Origin of the sequence: Citrobacter sp. CK185 (assembly GCF_030333565.1) — a bacterium.
In the GTDB taxonomy this organism is placed as follows: domain Bacteria; phylum Pseudomonadota; class Gammaproteobacteria; order Enterobacterales; family Enterobacteriaceae; genus Citrobacter_B; species Citrobacter_B koseri.
Map to the genome: position 1 here is coordinate 360,473 of NZ_JAOWFR010000023.1, position 21,171 is coordinate 381,643.

Genomic DNA, 21,171 nt, shown 5'->3' on the forward strand with positions numbered 1-21,171 from the left:
TTTATTGTGTAATTTTTTATTTAATGATGAAATATATTGATAATATTATTGATAACTATTTTCATTTGCAATAGCGTATTGTCGCGCCGTGGGAAGCGCGAACATTATTTCACCACCCAGGCTGGGTCTCTCATTCGTGCATTGACGCCACGTTCAAATGAGAAACACAACCTGAAACCTGCACTGCGTGCTTTTTCTGGAATGTATGGCTTTCGCAGATGCGGGCGACATCAGGCTAAACACCTCACCACGAGAGTTTGGCGCATGTGGCTAAATAAAGATAAGCAGGAAACACAATGAACAATAAGATTCATTCCCTGGCCTTACTGGTCAATCTGGGAATTTATGGGGTCGCTCTGCCTGTTATGGCGGAGGAGACCACTGATAGCGCAGCGCTTCATGAAGACACCATCGTGGTCACCGCCGCCCAGCAGAACCTCCAGGCACCGGGCGTATCGACCATTACCGCCGACGAAATCCGTAAAAATCCTCCCGCTCGCGACGTTGCCGAAATCATCCGCACCATGCCGGGCGTGAACCTGACCGGTAACTCAACCAGCGGCCAGCGCGGCAACAACCGCCAGATCGACATTCGCGGCATGGGCCCGGAAAACACCCTGATTCTGATCGACGGCAAACCGGTGACCAGCCGCAACTCCATCCGTCTGGGCTGGCGCGGCGAGCGTGACACCCGTGGCGATACCGGTTGGGTGCCGCCAGAGATGATCGAACGCATTGATGTGATTCGTGGCCCTGCGGCGGCACGTTACGGCAACGGCGCAGCGGGCGGCGTGGTAAACATCATCACCAAGAAATTCGACGATCAGTGGCACGGTTCGTGGAACACCTATCTGAATGCGCCGGAACACAAAGACGAAGGTTCCACCAAGCGCACCAACTTTAGCCTGAGCGGCCCGCTGGGCGGCGAATTCAGCTTCCGCATGTACGGCAACCTGGATAAAACTCAGGCCGACGCCTGGGACATCAACCAGGGCCATCAGTCTGAGCGTACCGGCGCCTACGCCAACACCCTGCCAGCAGGTCGCGAAGGGGTTGAAAACAAAGATATTAATGGTGTCGTACGTTGGGATTTCGCGCCAATGCAGGCGCTGGAGTTTGAAGCAGGCTACAGCCGCCAGAACAACCTTTACGCGGGTGACACCCAAAACACCAATAACGACAATGCCCTGGTGAAGAAAAACTACGGTAAAGAGACTAACCGTATTTATCGCCAGAACTTCGCAGTGACCTGGAACGGCGGCTGGGATAACGGTATCACCACCAGCAACTGGGCACAGTACGAACACACCCGCAACTCGCGTCTGGGCGAAGGGCTGGCGGGCGGTCTCGAAGGGTTGTTCAACAGCGACGAATTCACCGACACCGACCTGGCCGACGTGATGTTGCACAGTGAAATTAACCTGCCGCTTGATTTCATCGTTAATCAAAACCTGACGCTGGGTACTGAGTGGAACCAGCAGCGTATGAAGGATTCCGCCTCGAATACTCAGGCTCAACAGGGCGGAGCCATCCCAGGCATGAGCGACGACCGCAGTCCGTACTCATCCGCAGAAATCTTCTCCCTGTTTGCCGAGAACAACATGGAGATAACTGACAGCACCATGCTGACCCCGGCGCTACGCTTTGATCACCACACTATCGTCGGCAACAACTGGAGCCCGTCCCTGAACCTGTCGCAGGCGCTGGGCGATGATTTCACCCTGAAGATGGGTATCGCCCGTGCCTATAAAGCACCGAGCCTCTATCAGACCAACCCGAACTACCTGCTGTACAGCAAAGGCCAGGGTTGCTATGCAAGCTCCGATGGCGTCGGTTGCTACATGATGGGTAACGATGACCTGAAAGCGGAAACCAGCGTCAACAAAGAGATTGGTCTTGAGTGGAAACACGACGGCTGGCAGGCCGGTGTGACCTGGTTCCGTAACGACTACCGCGATAAGATTGAAGCGGGCTATGCGCCAGTCGGCCATACCTCTTCAGGTAAAGTGCAAACCGATATCTACCAGTGGGAAAACGTGCCGAAGGCCGTGGTAGAAGGTCTGGAAGGATCGTTGAATATTCCGGTCAGCGATGCAATAAACTGGACCAACAACATTACCTACATGCTACAGAGCAAGAACAAAACAACCGGCGATCGTCTGTCGATCATCCCGGAGTACACGCTGAACTCAACCCTGAGCTGGCAGGTACATCAGGATGTGTCAGTGCAGTCAACCTTCACCTGGTACGGCAAGCAGCAGCCGAAGAAATACAACTATAAGGGCCAGCCTGCTACCGGCTCTGAGAAAGATGAAGTCAGCCCGTACAGCATTGTCGGCCTGAGCGCGACCTGGGACGTAACCAAAAACGTCAGCCTGACCGGCGGCGTGGATAACGTCTTCGACAAGCGTCAATGGCGTGCGGGGAATGCCCAGACCACGGGTAACGACGCGACCGGCGCTTATATGTACGGTGCAGGTGCTTACACCTACAACGAACCGGGTCGTACATGGTACATGGGCGTTAACACGCGCTTCTGATAACGACCGCCCTCTCCCTGAACGGGGAGAGGGTTTTTATGAGAAACCATGCGAACCACTTACACCGCCCTCTCTTTTTCCCGCCACAAACTTCATCTTATCGGGTTCGATATCGATAGCTTCCACGAACACGATCTGCTCTGGTTGCCGCATCATGCGCAGCTGCTTCCCGCCGGGCGAAAACGTCAGGCTGAACACTTAGCGGGACGTCTCGCCGCGTTTCATGCCCTGACTGAATATGGGCACAAAACCGTACCCGCTATCGGCGATAAACGGCAGCCCTTGTGGCCGGAAGGCCTGTTCGGCAGTATCAGCCACAGCGCCGCCACGGCGCTGGCAGTCGTCTCCCTCACTCCGGTAGGGGTTGATATCGAAGCAATCTTCACGCCTCAAACGGCAGCAGAACTCACCAGCAGTATCGTCGATAACGATGAACAACGCGTTTTACAGCGCAGTTCTCTCCCTTTTCCGCTCGCGTTAACCCTGGCGTTTTCCGCCAAAGAGAGCGTCTATAAAGCGTTCTCCGATCGCGCGGCAACGTTACCGGGTTTTGCCAGCGCCAGGATCGTTTCAGTGACGAAAACACATCTAACCATGCAAATGACGTCGGCGTTTTCGCCGCAGCTTGCTGATTGCACAGTGGATATTTCGTGGCGTGAGTACGACGGTCAGGTCATTACGCTCTGCGCGTCCGCCCTGTAGAATTTGCCCGCAGCCATTGCTGACTGCGGAGCACAAGCATTGCCATAAAAGCGTACTTCGTCAGCATATATCGCCTCCATGCGAAGAAGAGACTAACAAGCCGAATTGTCGTGTTCGGGTTGTTAGCCTCAAGGTTGACGGAACTATTTTCAGAAAACGTGAGATCCGCTTACATTCCCGGGAACAACACCCCGTTGCCAGGCGCTTCACGATCCAGATGAATAAAGTTCAGATGACGTTCATACTGATCGAGAATGTCCGTAATCACCTGCTCTTTGCTGTAGTCCATCAGGTCATTTCCCTGGCTTCCTTCCAGCAGGAACGTTTCCAGCCGGTAATAGCTCGATTTGCCGCTACGCGCCCGGTAGGTAAAGCCGGGGATTGCGTACTGCTGCGGCCAGATCTGATAGATAAAGTTGCGCTCATCGCCCATATGAACCCGCAGATCCAGATGACCAAGGTTTTCCCCTTCCTGCGGCGGCATACTTTTCAGCTCCACCGATGCGCCGCGCAGTTGCAGCTCATGGGCGACCTCTTCCATTGCCGGGAAACATACCTTCTCCATCATTTCGCGGGTATAGCGCGTTCCCGGGTAGTTCATCAGGCGCGACAGTCGTTTTTTCCAGCTCAGCCGGTCCTGCACGCCCATCGGACGCGGCGCGGTATGACGACTGGCGCTTTCCCGACGATAATCTTCAACTTTCAATGATTTATACAATCCCGCCATAATGAAGAAGATCACAAAACTAAACGGCAGCCCCATGATCACCGTCGTGTTTTGCAGCGCTGAAATCCCATTGGTCATCAGCATCCCCAGCGTCAGCAGGCCAATCGCTACCGACCAGAAAACACGCAGCCAGGCTGGCGCATCGCTGTTGATGTCTTTCAGTTTTGAGGTGAAATTGCCCAGCACCAGCGCACCGGAGTCCGCCGATGTCACGTAGAACAACAGACCGGTGATTGTGGCGACAGACGCGCTGAAGGTGAAGGCCGGATACTGTGCCAGCAGGCTATAAAAGCCGCGCTCAGGGTGCGCCATCGCTTCTTCGGCAAAACCGGCATCGCCATGAATGATTTCATACAGCGCGCTATTGCCAAACACCGACAGCCACAGCAGAGTGAAAGTGAACGGGATAATCAACGTACCGAAGACAAACTGGCGAATGGTGCGGCCACGCGAAATACGCGCCAGGAACAGCCCGACAAACGGCGACCAGGCAACCCACCACGCCCAGAAAAAGAGCGTCCAGTTGTTCATCCACTCAACCGGCCTGTCGAACGCAAAGCTGTTCAACGTCATCCCCATAAAGCGGTTAACGTAGTCGCCCACATTCAGCACCAGCGCATTGAGCAGGAATGAGGTGTCCCCCATAAACAGCACAAAGAGGATCAACCCCAGCGCCAGCAGCACATTCAGCTCCGACAGAACCCGAATGCCTTTGTCCACGCCAGAAGTCACCGAGATCGTGGCGATCACCACCGACAGCACAATCAGCGCCGCTTTGGCCGCCATTGAATCCGGGATATCAAACAGTACGCTCAGACCGTAGTTGAGCTGCACCACACCAATCCCCAGCGTCGTGGCGATACCAAAGATGGTGCCGATAACTGCGGCAATATCTACGCTATGCCCAATCGGCCCGTTGATGCGCTTACCGAAGATCGGATAGAGCGCTGAGCGAATGGTCAGCGGCAGGTTATAGCGATAGCTAAAGTAGCCAAGCGCCATCCCCATTAACGCATACATCGACCAACCGGTCAGGCCGTAGTGAAACAGCGTCCAGACCATCGACTGGCGGGCGGCTTCAATGGTCTGCCCTGCGCCTTCCGGCGGCTGCATATATTGGGTGACGGGCTCAGCCACCGAGAAGAACATCAGGTCGATGCCAATCCCGGCGGCGAAAAGCATTGCCGCCCAGCTTAGCAGACTAAATTCCGGCTTTGACTGCTCAGGCCCGAGCTTGACGGAACCGAAACGCGAGCAGGCAATGAATATGACAAAAACGATATAGAGCGTGGCGGCCAGCAGATAGTACCAGCCAAACGTTCTGGAGACCCAGTTCAGCGTGCGGCCGATCCAGACTGCGGAGAAATCACTAAAAAAAATGGTCGTCAGGGAAAACAACAAAATCAGTCCGGCAGACGTATAAAACACGACGGGATTGATTTTGTCCTTTTCTCTGTTCTGAGCAAGGTTCGTCATCGATTACCTCTGATTAAGTAACGGTGACTACTCTGTCGAGCAGCTAACTTTTTGAGATTCTGTAAGGCGATGGCATTTTTAACAGATTTGCAAAAATAGCCTTATTAACAGAAATGATGATATTTTCAATCTATTGTTTTTATTAATTTTATCTAATATCCCATTACATTCCCCTTACCTGTTAACCGCTAAATTGATAACAATTAAGACACATTTTATATTGAACGTCCAATCAAAAAACGGTTTAATACATAACCATAACTGATGACTGGAGCGATAAAAATGCCCAAAGTGGGGATGCAAACCCTTCGTCGCAGGCAACTGATTGACGCCACCCTGGAGGCCATTAATGAAGTCGGGATGCATGACGCGACCATTGCGCAAATAGCCCGACGAGCAGGCGTGTCGACCGGCATCATCAGTCACTATTTCAAGGATAAAAATGGATTGCTGGAAGCGACGATGCGCGACATCACCAGCCAGCTTCGCTATGCCGTCCTGCGTCGGTTGCATGCCCTTCCAGAGGCCAGCGCAGAATTGCGTTTGCGCGCCATCGTAGCGGGCAACTTTGACGACAGTCAGATAAGCCAGGCCGCGATGAAAGCCTGGCTCGCATTCTGGGCAAGCAGCATGCATCAGCCGATGCTCTACCGCCTGCAACAGGTCGCCAGCAAGCGGCTGCTGTCGAACATTGTGTATGAATTCAGGCGCGAACTTCCGCGCCAGCAGGCTCAACAGGCCGGTTATGGCCTGGCGGCGCTTATCGATGGGCTGTGGCTACGCGCCGCGCTGAGCGGAAAACCGTTTAATCTCAGTCTCGCTCAGGCGCTGACCACCCATTTCATCAGTCAGCATTTGCCGAACGCCACTGACTAACCGAGGAGAACCCATGCCCCGAATGGCAGAACAACAGCTTTATATTGACGGCGCATATACTGCCGCCGCCAGCGGTCGCACCTTTGAGACGATCAATCCCGCTAACGGCGAGGTACTGGCTACCGTACAGGCCGCAGGCCACGACGATGTCGATCGCGCCGTGAAAAGCGCGCAGCGCGGGCAAAAAATATGGGCCGCGATGAGCGCAATGGCGCGCTCGCGAATCCTGCGTCGGGCAGTTGATATTCTGCGTGAACGCAATGACGAGCTGGCGCAACTGGAAACGCTCGATACCGGTAAACCACTGAGCGAAACCGCCAGCGTGGACATCGTCACTGGCGCTGACGTGCTTGAGTATTACGCCGGGCTGATCCCTGCCCTGGAAGGCAGCCAGATCCCGCTACGCGAGACGTCATTCGTCTACACCCGTCGCGAGCCGCTGGGCGTGGTGGCCGGGATCGGCGCATGGAACTACCCCATTCAAATCGCCCTGTGGAAATCCGCTCCGGCGCTGGCGGCAGGCAATGCCATGATCTTCAAACCCAGTGAAGTCACGCCGCTAACCGCGTTAAAACTGGCGGAAATCTACAGCGAAGCCGGTCTCCCGGACGGCGTGTTCAACGTGCTGCCAGGCACCGGCGCGGAAACAGGGCAGTTCCTGACGGAACATCCTGATATCGCCAAAATCTCCTTCACCGGCGGCGTCGCCAGCGGCAAGAAAGTGATGGCCAATTCAGCTGCTTCATCGCTGAAAGAGGTGACGATGGAGCTGGGCGGCAAATCACCGCTGATTATCTTTGACGACGCGGACCCCGACCTCGCGGCGGATATCGCCATGATGGCGAACTTCTTCAGCTCCGGCCAGGTCTGCACCAACGGCACGCGCGTATTCATTCCGGCGCACATGAAAAGCGCCTTCGAGCAAAAAATTCTGGCGCGCGTAAGCCGCATTCGCGCAGGCGATCTGTCTGACCCGGCAACCAATTTTGGCCCACTGGTGAGCTTCCCCCATCGCGACAACGTTCTGCGCTATATCGCCAGCGGAAAAGCGGAAGGCGCAACGCTGCTTTGCGGCGGCGACGTATTAAAAGGCGAGGCGTTTGATAACGGCGCCTGGGTCGCCCCCACCGTATTCACCGACTGCCGGGATGAGATGACCATCGTACGCGAAGAAATTTTCGGCCCGGTAATGTCCATTCTGACCTACGAAAACGAAGAAGAGGCGATCCGCCGCGCCAATAACACCGATTACGGACTGGCCGCCGGGGTAGTGACAGCCGATCTCAACCGCGCTCATCGCGCAATCCACCAGCTTGAAGCGGGGATCTGCTGGATCAATACCTGGGGGGAATCTCCTGCTGAAATGCCGGTCGGCGGCTACAAACATTCCGGTATTGGTCGCGAGAACGGCATCATGACGCTGCAAAGCTACACCCAGGTGAAGTCCATCCAGGTTGAGATGGGTCAGTTTCAATCCATATTTTAACCAGGAGGTTTGTTTGCATTTTGACTACATCATTATTGGCGCCGGTTCGGCGGGCAACGTACTGGCAACACGGCTGACCGAAGACAGCGACACCACCGTGTTGCTGCTGGAAGCGGGCGGCCCGGACTACCGTGCGGATTTCCGCACCCAGATGCCTGCTGCGTTGGCGTTTCCGCTACAGGGTAAACGTTATAACTGGGCGTATGAGACCGAACCGGAGCCGCATATGAACTACCGCCGTATGGAGTGCGGCCGTGGTAAAGGGCTGGGCGGCTCATCGCTGATTAACGGCATGTGCTACATTCGCGGCAACGCGATGGATCTCGACAACTGGGCGCAGGAGCCAGGCCTCGAACACTGGAGTTACCTCAACTGCCTGCCCTATTACCGCAAGGCGGAAACCCGTGATATAGGCCCCAACGACTACCACGGCGGCGACGGCCCGGTAAGCGTCGCCACGCCAAAGCACAATAACAACCCACTGTTCCATGCGATGATAGAAGCAGGCGTCCAGGCGGGATATCCACGTACCGACGACCTCAACGGCTATCAGCAGGAGGGGTTTGGGCCGATGGACAGAACCGTGACGCCGCAAGGACGACGCGCCAGTACGGCACGCGGGTATCTCGATCAGGCCAAAGGTCGGCCGAATCTGACCATCATCACCCATGCGTTGACCGACCATATTCTATTCGAAGGTAAAAAAGCGTCAGGCGTTGAGTGGCTGGAAGGCGACAGCACCATCCCGACCCGGGCGATGGCGCGTAAAGAGGTGTTGCTGTGCGCGGGCGCCATTGCGTCGCCGCAAATCCTGCAACGCTCCGGCGTGGGTGACGCATCGCTGCTGAAAGCGTTTGATATTCCGCTGGTGCACCACCTGCCGGGCGTGGGTGAAAACTTGCAGGACCATCTGGAGATGTATCTACAGTATGAGTGCAAAGAACCCGTCTCTCTCTACCCGGCATTGCAATGGTGGAACCAGCCGAAAATTGGTGCTGAGTGGTTATTTGGCGGCACCGGCGTGGGCGCCAGCAACCATTTTGAGGCAGGTGGATTTATCCGCAGCAGCGAAGCGTTTAGCTGGCCGAATATTCAGTATCACTTCCTGCCGGTGGCGATTAATTACAACGGCTCGAATGCGGTGAAAGAACACGGTTTTCAGTGTCATGTCGGTTCGATGCGCTCACCCAGCCGTGGGCATGTGCACATTAAATCGCGCGATCCGCGCGAGCATCCGGCCATTCTGTTTAACTATATGTCTACCGGGCAGGACTGGCAGGAGTTCCGCGATGCCATACGCATCACGCGTGAAATCATCAACCAGCCTGCGCTGGACAAATACCGTGGACGCGAAATCAGCCCCGGCATTACGTGCCAGACCGACGAACAGCTGGATGCGTTTGTGCGCGACCACGCGGAGACCGCGTTTCATCCTTGCGGCACCTGCAAGATGGGTTACGACGAAATGGCGGTAGTCGACGGCGAAGGCCGGGTTCACGGCGTGGAAAATCTGCGCGTGGTGGACGCCTCCATTATGCCGCAAATTATCACCGGCAACCTGAACGCCACCACCATTATGATCGGCGAGAAGATGGCCGATGCGATTCGTGGCCGCGAACCGCTGGCAAAGAGCACCGCGAGCTATTACGTCGCAGGTGATGCGCCCGTGCGTCAGCCGCCGCTGCGTTAATCCCGCCTCTTTTTCCCGCTCTGCTGCTGAGCGGGAAAAGACCACGCCCCCCTCCTCCTCCCTGACATCTATACTCAACGCAACGCCCTGACAAAAGAGAACGTTATGCCGCTACCCGATTTTCACGTTTCCGAACCGTTTACGCTGGGAATTGAACTGGCGGGGGCACGCACCCTTTTCAAAAGTGGCAGCGCCAGGAGGTGTGCGACAATGCGCGCTACCTGCGTACGCTGGAAAACTTCGGTTATCTGATTCAGTAGGCGACGATTTGCGTTACCCGGCGATATCCCGGACAATGGCTTTTTAACTCAAGTTTAACAATGCCATGAAACACCCGCTTGAATCGTTGATGACCGCTGCCGGCATCCTGCTGATGGCTTTTCTCTCCTGCCTGCTGCTGCCTGTGCCCTCGCCTGGCATGGTGCTGGCGCAAAAGCTGGTTGCGACCTTCCATTTAATGGATCTCAACCAGCTTTACACCCTGCTGTTTTGCCTGTGGTTTTTAACGCTTGGCGCTCTCGAATATTTCGTGATCCGTTTTATCTGGCGTCGCTGGTTTTCGCTGGCTGACTAAGCCGGTGAAATCCCGCATACCGTGAACCAGCGCTTCACACCACGCGGCGTAATCATGTCCGCTTGACCACGGATGGAAACTCACCGGATAGCCTTTTTCACGTAGTACCTGCGCAAATTCCAGCGTGTTGCGATAAATACCGCCGTCCGGGCCTTTGGTTTCAAAGCGGCCAGCCTGCAACCAGAAGCGGACAGGATAACGCGGCGAATTCTGGTACTGACGCGTCAGCCAGCTGGCCTCCTCGTCTTTTGGCGCCCACCAGTACGAACCGGATAAACTCAGCACGTTGCCGAACAGACGCGGATAGCGCAACGCGACCCAGGATGACGCCAGCCCGCCATAGCTGGAGCCCGCCAGCACCGTTTTTTGTCGTTGCGTAGTCACCCCCTGCTGACGCAGCCAGGGCAATAATTCATGCGCCATAAAGTCGGCAAAATCAGGGTTCGGCGGCAGCTCTTTCGCCCGTCTGGCGTGATCGAGCGTATCAATAAACACCACGTTTATCGGCGGCAGTTGATGGCGCGCGATCAGCCCATCCAGCACGCGATCGATATGATAATCATCAAGATACGTTTTGCCGTCAAACAGCATCAGCGTCCAGCGTGCCGGTTGCGCGCTGTGTGGGCGATAAATCGCAATTTCACGACTGTTGCCCAGACGTTCGCTGAACAATGTTTTGCGCGTAAGCGAACCGTAACGAACAGGCTGCGCGGTAGCTTGCGCAGAGCAAAAGCGCGCGGGACTCAGATCGAGAAGGGAAAACTGATTCCAGCGATCGGCATACTTCTCGCCAAGCGTCAGCGGGTTAAGCGGATCTCTCTGCGCGCTGACCAGAATCGCCCGCCGCTGATCGCGCGGCGAACCGTTCACCAGCGGAACATCCGGCGCCAGTTTATACTGCATTACCGTATCCGCAGGCACCACATAGCTGCGAAACCAGACGTCGGAATCGCCCAGGCGGAACAGAGGATCGTGATCGCCTGCCGGAGAACCGAGAATAAAAACGTTCTGCTTCGCACCGCGCCACAGAAACGTAACCCGCTTATGGCTGTCGTCAACCGGCTCCACCAGCGGCGTGCCGTTGCGCTGTAGATCCTGCCAGAAATGAGCGGTTCCGGCGCCTGCCGCCAGCGCTTTTTCCAGTTGCTGCAAGGTTGGGCTGACGGGAGCGACGCGCTGTATTTTCGGCAGCGGCGTGGTCTCTTTCATCTGCCATGTAAATCGCCAGCGAGCGCCCTCATTACCGTGCAACACCAGAGAAGTGGCTTGTTGTACCGGCAACGAAAACAACAGTTGATGCTCACCATCGGCCGGGCCGCCTTCCAGTAAAGTACGGATGCGACGGTTCTGACCGTCCAGCAAACGAGCATCGGTAATCCCCGACAGGGTGGCCGAAACATAATTTTCACTCAGCGCGGGAAGCACAAAGCAGATCTCGCCGCTGGCATCAAATTTCCCCTGCTGCTCTCCCTGAACGGAGGGCGTCGAACACGGCATCGCCTGAGCCGACATCGTCCCCAGCCCAATCACCAAACCACTCCATGCCATCTTCATTAACGGTGCTTTCCTGATGAAATTTGTTAACAACGCTAATGCAAATGGTAATGATTTGCAATAACATCTGTCGCGTTTAATGAGGATGGCAGTCCGGCATTTGTCTGACAGGACGACCGGACAATTTCAGGTATGGCATAGAAAAGGATGCTAAATGATATTTAAAAATAACAAGATAATGCAGCTCTGGGTTCTCAGCCTGGCGACCGTCAGTACGACGACGTTTGCCAAAACGCAGGAGGAGACCATTCTGGTGACGCAAGGCGTCAGCCAGGAACCCACTGCGCCGGTGAAGGGAATGGTGGCGACCAAAACCCTGTCGGCAACCAAAACCTCCGCGGAGCTGGTGAAAACGCCGCAGTCCGTCTCCGTCGTTACCCGCGACCAGATGGACGCGCTGGACGCCACCTCCGTCTCCCAGGCGTTGCGCTACACCGCCGGGGCATTTACGGAGTATCGCGGCTCATCCAACCGTAACGATGAAGTGTTTGTACGCGGCTTCAGCTACGTTCCTAAATTCCTTGATGGTCTGAGCTTTGGCGCAACGGCGTCATCGCAAACCGGCACCGTTGATCCGTGGCTGCTGGAGCGGGTAGAGCTGGTGCGCGGCCCGGCTTCGGTTCTGTTTGGCCAGGTGAACCCCGGCGGGCTTATCAGCATGACCAGCAAACGCCCCACCAGCGAACCGATTCATAAGGTTCAGTTCAGCACCGGTAATCGCGATCTGGCGGAAGGCGCATTTGATTTCGGCGGCCCGCTGAGCGATGACGGCCGGGTACTGTATCGCCTGAACGGGATCGCCCGCACTCAGCATAACCAGGTTGAAGACTATAAAGATTCGCGCGTCGCGATTGCTCCGGCTATCACCTGGTATCCAAACGATCAGACCCGTTTCACGCTGCTGACCAGCTATCAGAAAGATCCCGATGCGGGCTACCGTAACTTCCTGCCTGCTTACGGCACCGTCACCAGCGCTAACGGAAAATATATTCCGCTCGATTTTAACGTCAGCGATCCTGATTACGATCAGTCATGGCGTGAGCAGACGATGGTGGGTTATGAGTTTGAACATCAGTTCAATGACATGATGACCTTCCGCCAGAATGCCCGCTATGCCAGCATCAAGCAAAAATACCGCTATCTGGTTTACTTCAACAGCAAACCGGAAAGCACGCTGCTCAGCCGTCGCGCCCAGCATGAGGAGCGCACGACCAATGAGTTTGGCATTGATAACCAACTGGAAGCACAGTTTGCGACCGCGCAGATGAACCATACGCTGCTCGGCGGGCTGGATTACAAGTCCAGCAACGACAAGCAACTGTTAATGCGCGGTTCCGGCTCGCAGTACGATATGGACTGGACGCACCCGGTTTATGGCGTAAACGTCGATGAAAGCACCTTCAGCACCGCCAGCCACGAACAGCAAAACCTCGATCAGATGGGCCTCTATTTGCAGGATCAGATGAGCTGGAACAACTGGGAGCTGCTGCTCTCCGGGCGCTATGACTGGACGGAAGTTCGCACCACCGATTACATCGACAGTGAGAAAACGCAGCAGAACGACAACAAGTTCACCTGGCGTACCGGCTTGCTGTATGCCTTTGATTTCGGCCTCTCGCCATACATCAGCTACAGCACCTCGTATGAGCCTAATCTGCAAACCAACCGCGCGCCGGGCAGCGCGCCGTTTAAACCCACCACCGGTAAACAAACCGAAGTGGGCGTGAAGTATCAGCCGGTGGATAACACGCTGATGTCGCTGGCGTTATACGATCTCAAACAGAGCAATGTGTCCACTTACAACAGCACGCTGGGCTGGTTCGAAAACGCGGGGGAAGTGCGTTCCAAAGGCGTGGAAGCGGAAATTCACTCTTCACTGTGGGATAGCGTCAACCTGATTGGCTCGTATACCTACACGGATGCGGAAACCGTCAACACCACGGTAGCGGGTACGGAAGGGAAAACGCCTGCCCGTATTCCTGCCCACATGGCTTCCGCCTTCGCCAGTTATACCTTCCCTGGCGGCCCGCTGAAAAGCCTGACGACCGGCGTGGGCGTACGCTACATCGGCACCAGCTACGGCGATGCGAAAAACACCTTTAAAGTGCCGGCGGTGGATCTGTATGACGCGATGGTGAGCTACGAACTGGGAGAACTGAACAGCAGCCTGAAAGGCGCAGCCGTACAGTTTAATGTCAATAATATCGCCGATGCGAAATACGTGGCCTCTTGCGCCAGCGACACCGCCTGCTTCTATGGCGTAGGTCGTACGGTTACGGCAACAGTGAGCTATTCCTGGTAAGAAAGATTCCCGGCAGCCAGGCGCTGCCGGGGAAACTCAGTGCGTACGGCTGTGATTCTCTTTACGGTAGGCACCCGGCGGCTGATTAAAGGTTCGGGTGAAGATCCGCGTAAAGGTCTGCTGCGAATCAAAACCGTACTTCAGGCAGATGTCATACACCCTTTGGTCGGTATCGCGTAAATCACGCGCCGCCAGCCGCAGCTTACGCTCCCGGATATAGCGCCCCAGACTCTCCCCTTTGTACTGCATAAACAGGCGTTGCAGATGCCATTTGGAGTACCCGGCGTGGCGGGCAATATCATCAATGCGCAACGGTTGATTTAAATTATCATCAATCCACTCGACAATAGTGTCGATTACCTGAGCGGAAATGGTCATCGTGCTCTCCCCCTCCGAAAAATGGTCGCTTATTCCCACCAGGCCGTAAACTGCTGGGTCGGATCGGCCAACATCACCGGTTCTCCCAGCGTCGGCGTCAGCAGGCGGTAGCGTTTATGACGACTCGCCAGCGCCAGACGTTTATACGGATCGTCCCAGCTGTGTTTCGCCAGGACAAAACGCCCGGCATGACCGGGTAAAATCGCTTTTGCGCGCAGGTCCTGCGCCGCCTGCGCGGTCTCTTCCGGCATCATGTGAATGTATCGCCAGTCCCGGTCGTACTGACCGTTTTCCATGATGGCCAGATCGACTGAGCCGAACTGTTCTCCAATCGCCTTAAAATGCGGCCCGTAACCGGAATCCCCGCTGTAATAAACCTTCTGTTCAGGCGTCTCAAACATAAAACTCGCCCACAGCGTCTGGTTACGTTTGAGCCCCCGGCCAGAAAAATGGCGCGCGGGCAGGACGTGGATCAGCAGCGCGTCATCGATCCTGACGGACTGGTTCCAGTCGCGCTCGTCGATAATCCCGCCATTCATGCCCCAGTAGCGCAAATGCGATCCCACACCCAGCGGCGTAATGACTCGCTTAATCTTCGGCATCAGCGCTTTGATGGTGGCGTAGTCCAGATGGTCATAGTGATCGTGCGAGATGATCAGCAGGTCGATCTCCGGCATATTTTGCGCCGTCCAGGGGTAGTCTCCGGCAAAGGCTTTATTCAGAAACGAAAACGGCGCGGCATAGCTGCTGAATACCGGGTCGATCAGAATGCGTTTTCCCGCCAGTTGCAGATACCAGGAGGAATGGCCCAGCCAGATGAGCGTGTCCCGATCGCGCGGTACGCTGGCGAGATCGGTGTTTACCAGCGGCAACGGTTGGGCAGGCCGCGCGTTTTCACGTTTAGCGACCAGAAACTCCCACCATGCGGCGAGCATCCCCTTATCCCCGGTGTAACCGGGAGTGGGTAATTGATTATGAAACTGTCCATCACGATAGTGTGGAGACTGTTCCACCAGGCTCAGTTGAGCGCCCTGCGGCACCTGACCAAACCCGGCGTTAAGGACAAACGGCAGACTCGCTGTAGAAGCAATAAGCATAATAACAACCACACAAATTGTGAGACGCTTCATATCCTGATCCGAAAACGCGCCCCTTTCCGCTGGTTTGCGCGACTGTCACTTGATTATGAGTGAGTAAGCACTCATTATAGAAAGCGAAGGAATCTCGTCAAGATGATTTTCAATCTTTGACATTCACCGTTGCGGCGCTGCAAAGAGCGTGTTTCAATCGTGTTTTTTACATCATTAAGGGTAAAGTGTAGTGGCTCGTCCGAAGAGTGAAGACAAAAAACTGGCGTTACTGGAAGCCGCAACAAAAGCGATCGCGCAATCCGGCATTGCCGCCTCCACCGCCGTCATTGCTCGCAACGCAGGTGTTGCTGAGGGAACATTATTTCGCTATTTCGCGACAAAAGATGACTTAATCAACGAGCTTTATCTGCATTTGAAGCAGGATCTCTGCCAGTCGATGATGGCGAATCTGGACCGCTCAATCACCGACACCAGAACCATGACGCACTTCATCTGGAACAGCTACATCAACTGGGGCCTGAACAACACTAACGGACACCGCACCATCCGCCAGCTTGCGGTTAGTGAGAAAATCACGAAAGAAACCGAGCAACTGGCGGACGATATGTTCCCGGAACTGCGCGATCTCTGCCATCGTTCGGTTCTGCCCATTTTCATGTCTGACGAATACCGCGCCTTTGGCGATGCCCTGTTCCTCACCCTGGCGGAAACCACGATGGAATTTGCCGCCCGCGATCCGGCCCACGCAAATGAGTACATCTCGCTGGGTTTTGAAGCGATGTGGCGCGCCCTCACCCGCGAGGAAAAATAATGGACGGCCAGACGCTGCATCATTGTGCGAAACGCATCGCGCTCGAACTGCCTTTCACCGAACACTGCTGGCCGTTCGGCCCGGAGTTCGATGTCTTTAAAGTCGGCGGCAAGATATTCATGATCGTTTCTGAACAACGCGGCCGTCGGTTTGTGAACCTGAAGTCCGATCCACAGAATTCCCTGTTAAATCAGCAGATTTACCGCAGTATTGAACCCGGTTACCACATGAACAAAAAACACTGGATTTCCGTTTACGCAGGAGACGATATCACGCCGTCGCTGCTCGCCGACCTGATCGGCGACTCCTGGAATCTGGTGGTGGATGGTCTGGCTAAAAAAGATCAAAAACGTCTGCGCCCCGCCTGATTTATCGTTGATATCGATAAGTGTTTTCGCATTTTTCTCTCTTATCTTTTATGCGCTAACCCTGTACCCTGCTGGCACGAAAACGCACCCGCAGGGTATTAAAAAACATCAGGAGTATTTATGGATATCGTTTCTGTCGCCTTAAAACGCTACTCCACTAAGGCGTTCGATCCCAGCAAACAACTGACCGCAGACGAAGCGGAAAAACTCAAAACATTGCTGCAATATAGCCCTTCCAGCACCAACTCTCAGCCGTGGCATTTCATCGTCGCCAGTACCGAAGAAGGGAAAGCGCGCGTTGCGAAATCCGCCGCCGGTAATTTCGTGTTTAACGAGCGCAAAATGCTGGATGCTTCCCATGTCGTCGTGTTTTGCGCAAAAACCGCAATGGACGACGCCTGGCTGGATCGCGTTGTCGATCAGGAAGATGCCGATGGCCGTTTTGCCACGCCGGAAGCCAAAGCGGCAAATAACAAAGGCCGTCGCTTTTTCGCGGATCTGCACCGCCGCGACCTGAAAGATGACGATCAGTGGATGGCGAAACAGGTATACCTGAACGTTGGCAACTTCCTGCTGGGCGTCGCCGCGATGGGTCTGGACGCCGTACCGATTGAAGGCTTCGACGCCGCGGTTCTTGACGCTGAATTTGGCCTGAAAGAGAAAGGTTATACCAGCCTGGTCGTGGTGCCTGTCGGCCATCACAGCGTAGAAGATTTTAACGCTGCGCTGCCGAAATCCCGCCTGCCGCAGGAAACCACCCTGACGGAAGTCTGATTTCTTGTTATGCCGGATGGCGGCTGCGCCTTATCCGGCCTACGGAGCACGCGTTATTGTAGGCCCGGTAAGCGTAGCGCCACCGGGCATTTTACTGCTTATCCAGCCACGCCAGCGCCTGTTCTCCGGCCTCATCCATCGGTAAATACACCAACAACCGGGAGCCGTTACGCGGGGCGGAATACCAGTACATCTGCTGCAAACTAAAACGCCCTAACCGGGGATGGAGAAAATTCTTCACCTGGTTTTCCACGCCACGCACCTCATAACGCTGATGCCATAACGCTTCAAACTCGGAAGATGCGGCGAAAAAGCGCGCCAGTTTATTTTCCCACCCCGGATCGCCACGGTGTTCCGCCATTGCCGCACGAAAATAAGAGACAAACGTCGGCAGCACGTCGCGGTTTTCTATGCGGCTGCGCCAGGTTTCATTGGTGAGGTAGAGGTAAATACAGTTGCGATCGTCATCCGGGATCGTGGCAAAATCCACGCCCATCAGCCGACAAAAACTCTCATTCCACGCCACAATATCAAAATTAGGTTTCTGAATGCTGGCTGGCTGCAGCATCAGGCTATCAAGCATACGGCGGGTTCCCGCACTGATCCCCTCGCACACGGTGATCTGCGTCGATTCCGGTGGCGTCAGCCCGGCCAGAACAAACAGGTGTCGGGTTTCCAGCGGGCTGCATTGCAGCGCATTCGCAACGCCAACCAGTACCGACTCAGAGGGATTCACCTCCCGCCCCTGTTCCAGCCAGGTGTACCAGGTCACGCCAACTTCCGCCAGCATCGCCACCTCTTCGCGGCGCAGACCGGGCGTTCGCCGCCGACCGACGCGCGGCAGCCCCATACGTTGCGGATCGAGGCTTTCCCGCCGGGCGCGTAAAAATGCGCCGAGCTGCTTCCGGTTGTCTGCGGGTTGCATCACCGTGGGCTCACGTCGCGTCATCACCGTCATATTATCTCCAGCATGGTAGTACCAATACCAGTATAACCAGGAACTGGTACCCGTTTAATTCTTCAGTAATGCTACGTCCATCTGTTGAATGACGCAATGGAGTTACCATGAATACGTCAGTCGTTTCACTCAGTCGCACCGGGCTATCGCTCTTGCTGACAGGCCAAATGCTGCCGCTTATTGATACATCGATTACCAACGTCGCCCTGGAGTCCATTACCCGGTCTTTACAGGCGACAACGACGCAACTGGAGTTAATTGTCGCCCTCTATGGGATTACGTTCGCGGTCTGTCTGGCGCTGGGGAGCAAGCTCGGCGATAACTACGGTCGCCGCCGCCTGTTTATGTGGGGAGTCGCATTCTTTGGCGTCGCCTCCCTGTTTTGCGGTCTGGCGAACTCTATTCACATGCTGCTGGGCGCCCGTATTTTGCAGGGGGCTGGCGCGGCGTTGATCGTACCGCAAATTCTCGCCACGCTTCACGTCACGCTAAAAGGAAGCGCGCACGCAAAGGCCATCAGTTTGTATGGCGGTATTGGCGGCATTGCCTTTATCGTCGGTCAAATGGGCGGCGGCTGGCTGGTCTCGGCGGATATCGCCGGGCTTGGCTGGCGCAACGCATTTTTTATTAATGTCCCGGTCTGCCTTCTGGTACTGGCATTCAGCCGCCGCCACGTTCCCGAAACGGCCAGCGAAACCCGCGCCGACATCGACTGGTTGGGCACCGTCTGTCTGGCCGCCATCCTCTGCTGCCTGCTTTTTCCTATGGCGCTGGGGCCAGAAACCGGCTGGCCCTGGCAGGCTCAGGCGGCGCTATTTGCCATTCTCCCGCTGGGATGGTGGATGCGTAAAAATGCGCTCCGGCAGGAGCTGCGCCACCAGCACCCGCTTCTGCCGCCGCGCCTGTTACGGCTGACCAGCATCCGTTTCGGCATTCTGATCGCATTGCTGTTTTTTAGCGCATGGTCGGGTTTTATGTTCTGTATGGCGCTGACTCTGCAAATGGGTCTGGGGATGGCGCCGTGGGAATCCGGCAACAGCTTTATCGCCCTCGGCGCGGCCTATTTCATCTCGGCCTGCTACGCACCGCGATTGATTGCGCGCTACAGCATGGGGCGTATTCTGTTGATGGGTCTGGCGATTCAGATAGTCGGCTTAGCCGGGTTAATGATGACCTTCTGGCATTCGGGCATGCAAACATCCACCTTCGCGCTGGCGCCGGCAACGGCCCTGATAGGTTATGGACAGGCGCTGATCGTGAACAGCTTTTATCGTATCGGCATGCGCGATATCAGTACGCAGGATGCCGGAGCCGGAAGCGCCATTTTAAGCACGTTGCAGCAAGCCACATTGGGGCTTGGCCCGGCGGTACTGGGGTCGTTATTTTTGCATCTGCAACACAATAGTCACGGCGATTATACGCAGTCGGTGATCGGTTTTCTGGCCGTCGAAGCCGCCATGATGCTCAGTCTGGTTCTGGCGACATTATGGTTTCGCCGCGCATTGAATATCAATGCAACCCGCCCCTGTATGGCGTCAAAATAGCAAACCTGCGCCGCGCAATTTGCATAATATCCGCACAGCGGTCATCATAGACCGCTGTTTATAAAGGAGACGTTATGCAGGAATTAATATCTCAGGTAGAAGAACTCGGGATCGAAATGAATCACACCACTTCGCTGGTGATGATTTTTGGCATTATTTTTCTCACTGCCATCATTGTGCATATTATTTTGCATTGGGTGGTGCTGCGAGCCTTTGAAAAGCGCGCCAGCGCCAGTTCACGCCTGTGGCTGCAAATCATTACCCAGAATAAATTATTTCACCGCCTGGCGTTTACGCTCCAGGGGATTATCGTCAATATTCAGGCTGTGCTCTGGCTACAAAAGGGGACTGAGGCGGCTGAGATATTAACCACCTGCGCACAACTGTGGATCATGATGTATGCCCTGTTGTCCGTCTTTTCGTTACTGGATGTTATTCTCAACCTGTCGCAAAAATTCCCGGCGGCGTCTCAGCTTCCGCTGAAAGGGATATTCCAGGGCATCAAACTCATCGGCGCCATTATCATCGGTATTCTGATGATCTCCCTGCTGATAGGTCAGTCTCCGGCCATTCTCATTAGCGGTCTCGGCGCGATGGCCGCCGTCTTAATGCTGGTGTTTAAAGACCCCATTCTCGGTCTGGTCGCGGGTATACAGCTTTCAGCGAACGATATGTTGAAGCTGGGCGACTGGCTGGAAATGCCGAAATACGGCGCGGACGGCGCGGTGATCGATATCGGCTTAACCACCGTGAAAGTGCGCAACTGGGATAATACCATTACCACCATCCCCACCTGGTCCCTGGTTTCGGACTCTTTCAAAAACTGGAGCGGCATGTCCGCCTCTGGCGGTCGCCGAATTAAACGCAGCATCAGTATCGACGCCACCAGCATTCATTTTCTTGATGAGGATGAGCAGCAGCGTTTATATAAAGCGCATTTGTTAAAGCCCTATTTAACCACCCGCCATCAGGAAATCCAGGAATGGAACCAACAGCAGACTGCGCCGGAATCCGTACTCAATCATCGTCGAATGACCAATATTGGCACTTTCCGCGCCTACCTGAATGAATATTTACGCCACCATCCGCGTATCCGCAAAGATATGACCATGATGGTACGCCAGCTTGCGCCGGACGATCAGGGCTTACCCATTGAGATTTACGCGTTTACCAATACCGTGGTGTGGCTGGAATATGAAAGTATTCAGGCCGATATTTTCGACCACATTTTTGCCGTGGTCGAAGAGTTTGGCTTACGGATTCACCAGTCCCCTACAGGAAACGATATTCGCGCGCTGTCCGGGGCGTTTCAGCGCTAAT

The 21,171-nt window shown here is 55.2% G+C and carries 17 protein-coding genes and 1 pseudogene; 13 read left to right on the forward strand and 5 right to left on the reverse strand.

Features of this window, described 5'->3' with window-relative positions; translation table 11 throughout:
- Positions 1-296 precede the first annotated feature (296 nt).
- Together OGV79_RS09385 and entD are read left to right on the forward strand one after the other, a co-directional pair.
- On the forward strand, positions 297-2,540 hold the full coding sequence (locus tag OGV79_RS09385) for a TonB-dependent siderophore receptor (protein ID WP_012133407.1): 2,244 nt from the start codon (positions 297-299) through the stop codon (positions 2,538-2,540).
- Between the two features lie 48 nt (positions 2,541-2,588).
- A complete protein-coding gene (gene entD / locus OGV79_RS09390) occupies positions 2,589-3,242 on the forward strand; it encodes an enterobactin synthase subunit EntD (protein ID WP_286459469.1) in 654 nt (217 codons plus the stop codon).
- A 169-nt stretch (positions 3,243-3,411) separates the two neighbouring features.
- Here entD and OGV79_RS09395 read toward each other — a convergent pair whose 3' ends face one another.
- The gene (locus OGV79_RS09395) at positions 3,412-5,445 is read right to left on the reverse strand and encodes a choline transporter (RefSeq protein ID WP_047458253.1); all 2,034 of its coding nucleotides are present in this window, start codon (positions 5,443-5,445) and stop codon (positions 3,412-3,414) included.
- Between the two features lie 282 nt (positions 5,446-5,727).
- Between OGV79_RS09395 and betI the strand changes: the two genes are divergently transcribed.
- The 5 genes and pseudogenes from betI to OGV79_RS09420 all read left to right on the forward strand — a co-directional run bounded on the left by betI (position 5,728) and on the right by OGV79_RS09420 (position 10,071).
- Positions 5,728-6,321 carry a transcriptional regulator BetI gene (gene betI / locus OGV79_RS09400; protein WP_024130562.1) on the forward strand — a complete coding sequence of 198 codons (594 nt, stop codon included), beginning with the start codon at positions 5,728-5,730 and terminating at the stop codon, positions 6,319-6,321.
- 13 nt (positions 6,322-6,334) lie between these two features.
- The gene (gene betB / locus OGV79_RS09405) at positions 6,335-7,807 is read left to right on the forward strand and encodes a betaine-aldehyde dehydrogenase (RefSeq protein WP_286468262.1); all 1,473 of its coding nucleotides are present in this window, start codon (positions 6,335-6,337) and stop codon (positions 7,805-7,807) included.
- 13 nt (positions 7,808-7,820) lie between these two features.
- Complete coding sequence (betA, locus tag OGV79_RS09410) at positions 7,821-9,497, forward strand: choline dehydrogenase (protein ID WP_012133412.1); 1,677 nt, start codon at positions 7,821-7,823, stop codon at positions 9,495-9,497.
- Between the two features lie 158 nt (positions 9,498-9,655).
- A pseudogene (locus OGV79_RS09415) lies at positions 9,656-9,754 on the forward strand (glutamate-cysteine ligase family protein); the annotation flags it as partial.
- Positions 9,755-9,822: 68 nt separating this feature from the next.
- Entirely contained in the window at positions 9,823-10,071 is a 249-nt protein-coding gene (locus tag OGV79_RS09420; RefSeq protein WP_012133415.1) for a DUF1158 domain-containing protein, read from the forward strand.
- Here OGV79_RS09420 and OGV79_RS09425 read toward each other — a convergent pair.
- On the reverse strand, positions 10,000-11,625 hold the full coding sequence (locus OGV79_RS09425) for an alpha/beta hydrolase-fold protein (RefSeq protein WP_112002148.1): 1,626 nt from the start codon (positions 11,623-11,625) through the stop codon (positions 10,000-10,002). The two genes, OGV79_RS09420 and OGV79_RS09425, sit on opposite strands and share 72 nt — an antisense overlap.
- A gap of 157 nt (positions 11,626-11,782) precedes the next feature.
- Here OGV79_RS09425 and OGV79_RS09430 point away from each other — a divergent pair, with 157 nt between their 5' ends.
- Positions 11,783-13,927 carry a TonB-dependent siderophore receptor gene (locus OGV79_RS09430; RefSeq protein ID WP_286468329.1) on the forward strand — a complete coding sequence of 715 codons (2,145 nt, stop codon included), beginning with the start codon at positions 11,783-11,785 and terminating at the stop codon, positions 13,925-13,927.
- 36 nt (positions 13,928-13,963) lie between these two features.
- Here OGV79_RS09430 and OGV79_RS09435 read toward each other — a convergent pair whose 3' ends face one another.
- Both OGV79_RS09435 and OGV79_RS09440 read right to left on the reverse strand, forming a co-directional pair.
- Entirely contained in the window at positions 13,964-14,305 is a 342-nt protein-coding gene (locus OGV79_RS09435; protein WP_024130566.1) for a RamA family antibiotic efflux transcriptional regulator, read from the reverse strand.
- Between the two features lie 29 nt (positions 14,306-14,334).
- Positions 14,335-15,435 carry an MBL fold metallo-hydrolase gene (locus OGV79_RS09440; RefSeq protein WP_012133420.1) on the reverse strand — a complete coding sequence of 367 codons (1,101 nt, stop codon included), beginning with the start codon at positions 15,433-15,435 and terminating at the stop codon, positions 14,335-14,337.
- Between the two features lie 190 nt (positions 15,436-15,625).
- On the opposite strand from OGV79_RS09440, the gene OGV79_RS09445 reads away from it, so the two are divergent.
- The 3 genes from OGV79_RS09445 to nfsB all read left to right on the forward strand — a co-directional run bounded on the left by OGV79_RS09445 (position 15,626) and on the right by nfsB (position 17,349).
- Positions 15,626-16,207: a TetR/AcrR family transcriptional regulator gene (locus OGV79_RS09445; protein WP_012133421.1), complete on the forward strand. Its 582-nt coding sequence runs from the start codon at positions 15,626-15,628 to the stop codon at positions 16,205-16,207.
- Positions 16,207-16,575, forward strand: a complete 369-nt coding sequence (locus OGV79_RS09450) for an MmcQ/YjbR family DNA-binding protein (protein ID WP_286468263.1) — start codon at positions 16,207-16,209, stop codon at positions 16,573-16,575. Before OGV79_RS09445 ends, OGV79_RS09450 begins: the two co-directional genes overlap by 1 nt.
- Positions 16,576-16,695: 120 nt before the next feature.
- The gene (nfsB, locus tag OGV79_RS09455; RefSeq protein ID WP_047458272.1) at positions 16,696-17,349 is read left to right on the forward strand and encodes an oxygen-insensitive NAD(P)H nitroreductase; all 654 of its coding nucleotides are present in this window, start codon (positions 16,696-16,698) and stop codon (positions 17,347-17,349) included.
- Positions 17,350-17,440: 91 nt separating this feature from the next.
- Here nfsB and OGV79_RS09460 read toward each other — a convergent pair whose 3' ends face one another.
- On the reverse strand, positions 17,441-18,307 hold the full coding sequence (locus OGV79_RS09460; RefSeq protein WP_286468264.1) for a helix-turn-helix transcriptional regulator: 867 nt from the start codon (positions 18,305-18,307) through the stop codon (positions 17,441-17,443).
- Between the two features lie 107 nt (positions 18,308-18,414).
- On the opposite strand from OGV79_RS09460, the gene OGV79_RS09465 reads away from it, so the two are divergent.
- Together OGV79_RS09465 and OGV79_RS09470 are read left to right on the forward strand one after the other, a co-directional pair.
- The gene (locus OGV79_RS09465; protein ID WP_286468265.1) at positions 18,415-19,851 is read left to right on the forward strand and encodes an MFS transporter; all 1,437 of its coding nucleotides are present in this window, start codon (positions 18,415-18,417) and stop codon (positions 19,849-19,851) included.
- A gap of 74 nt (positions 19,852-19,925) precedes the next feature.
- Positions 19,926-21,170 carry a mechanosensitive ion channel family protein gene (locus tag OGV79_RS09470; RefSeq protein ID WP_012133427.1) on the forward strand — a complete coding sequence of 415 codons (1,245 nt, stop codon included), beginning with the start codon at positions 19,926-19,928 and terminating at the stop codon, positions 21,168-21,170.
- The last annotated feature ends 1 nt before the right edge of the window (position 21,171 follow it).

Coding starts and splice junctions, on each gene's coding strand:
- OGV79_RS09460 (WP_286468264.1), bottom strand. CDS start 18,307: ATGACGGTGATGACGCGACGTGAGCCCACGGTGATGCAACCCGCAGAC.
- OGV79_RS09395 (WP_047458253.1), bottom strand. CDS start 5,445: ATGACGAACCTTGCTCAGAACAGAGAAAAGGACAAAATCAATCCCGTC.
- OGV79_RS09385 (WP_012133407.1), top strand. CDS start 297: ATGAACAATAAGATTCATTCCCTGGCCTTACTGGTCAATCTGGGAATT.
- betI (WP_024130562.1), top strand. CDS start 5,728: ATGCCCAAAGTGGGGATGCAAACCCTTCGTCGCAGGCAACTGATTGAC.
- betB (WP_286468262.1), top strand. CDS start 6,335: ATGCCCCGAATGGCAGAACAACAGCTTTATATTGACGGCGCATATACT.
- OGV79_RS09470 (WP_012133427.1), top strand. CDS start 19,926: ATGCAGGAATTAATATCTCAGGTAGAAGAACTCGGGATCGAAATGAAT.
- OGV79_RS09450 (WP_286468263.1), top strand. CDS start 16,207: ATGGACGGCCAGACGCTGCATCATTGTGCGAAACGCATCGCGCTCGAA.
- OGV79_RS09425 (WP_112002148.1), bottom strand. CDS start 11,625: ATGAAGATGGCATGGAGTGGTTTGGTGATTGGGCTGGGGACGATGTCG.
- OGV79_RS09420 (WP_012133415.1), top strand. CDS start 9,823: ATGAAACACCCGCTTGAATCGTTGATGACCGCTGCCGGCATCCTGCTG.
- nfsB (WP_047458272.1), top strand. CDS start 16,696: ATGGATATCGTTTCTGTCGCCTTAAAACGCTACTCCACTAAGGCGTTC.
- OGV79_RS09465 (WP_286468265.1), top strand. CDS start 18,415: ATGAATACGTCAGTCGTTTCACTCAGTCGCACCGGGCTATCGCTCTTG.
- OGV79_RS09440 (WP_012133420.1), bottom strand. CDS start 15,435: ATGAAGCGTCTCACAATTTGTGTGGTTGTTATTATGCTTATTGCTTCT.
- OGV79_RS09435 (WP_024130566.1), bottom strand. CDS start 14,305: ATGACCATTTCCGCTCAGGTAATCGACACTATTGTCGAGTGGATTGAT.
- entD (WP_286459469.1), top strand. CDS start 2,589: ATGCGAACCACTTACACCGCCCTCTCTTTTTCCCGCCACAAACTTCAT.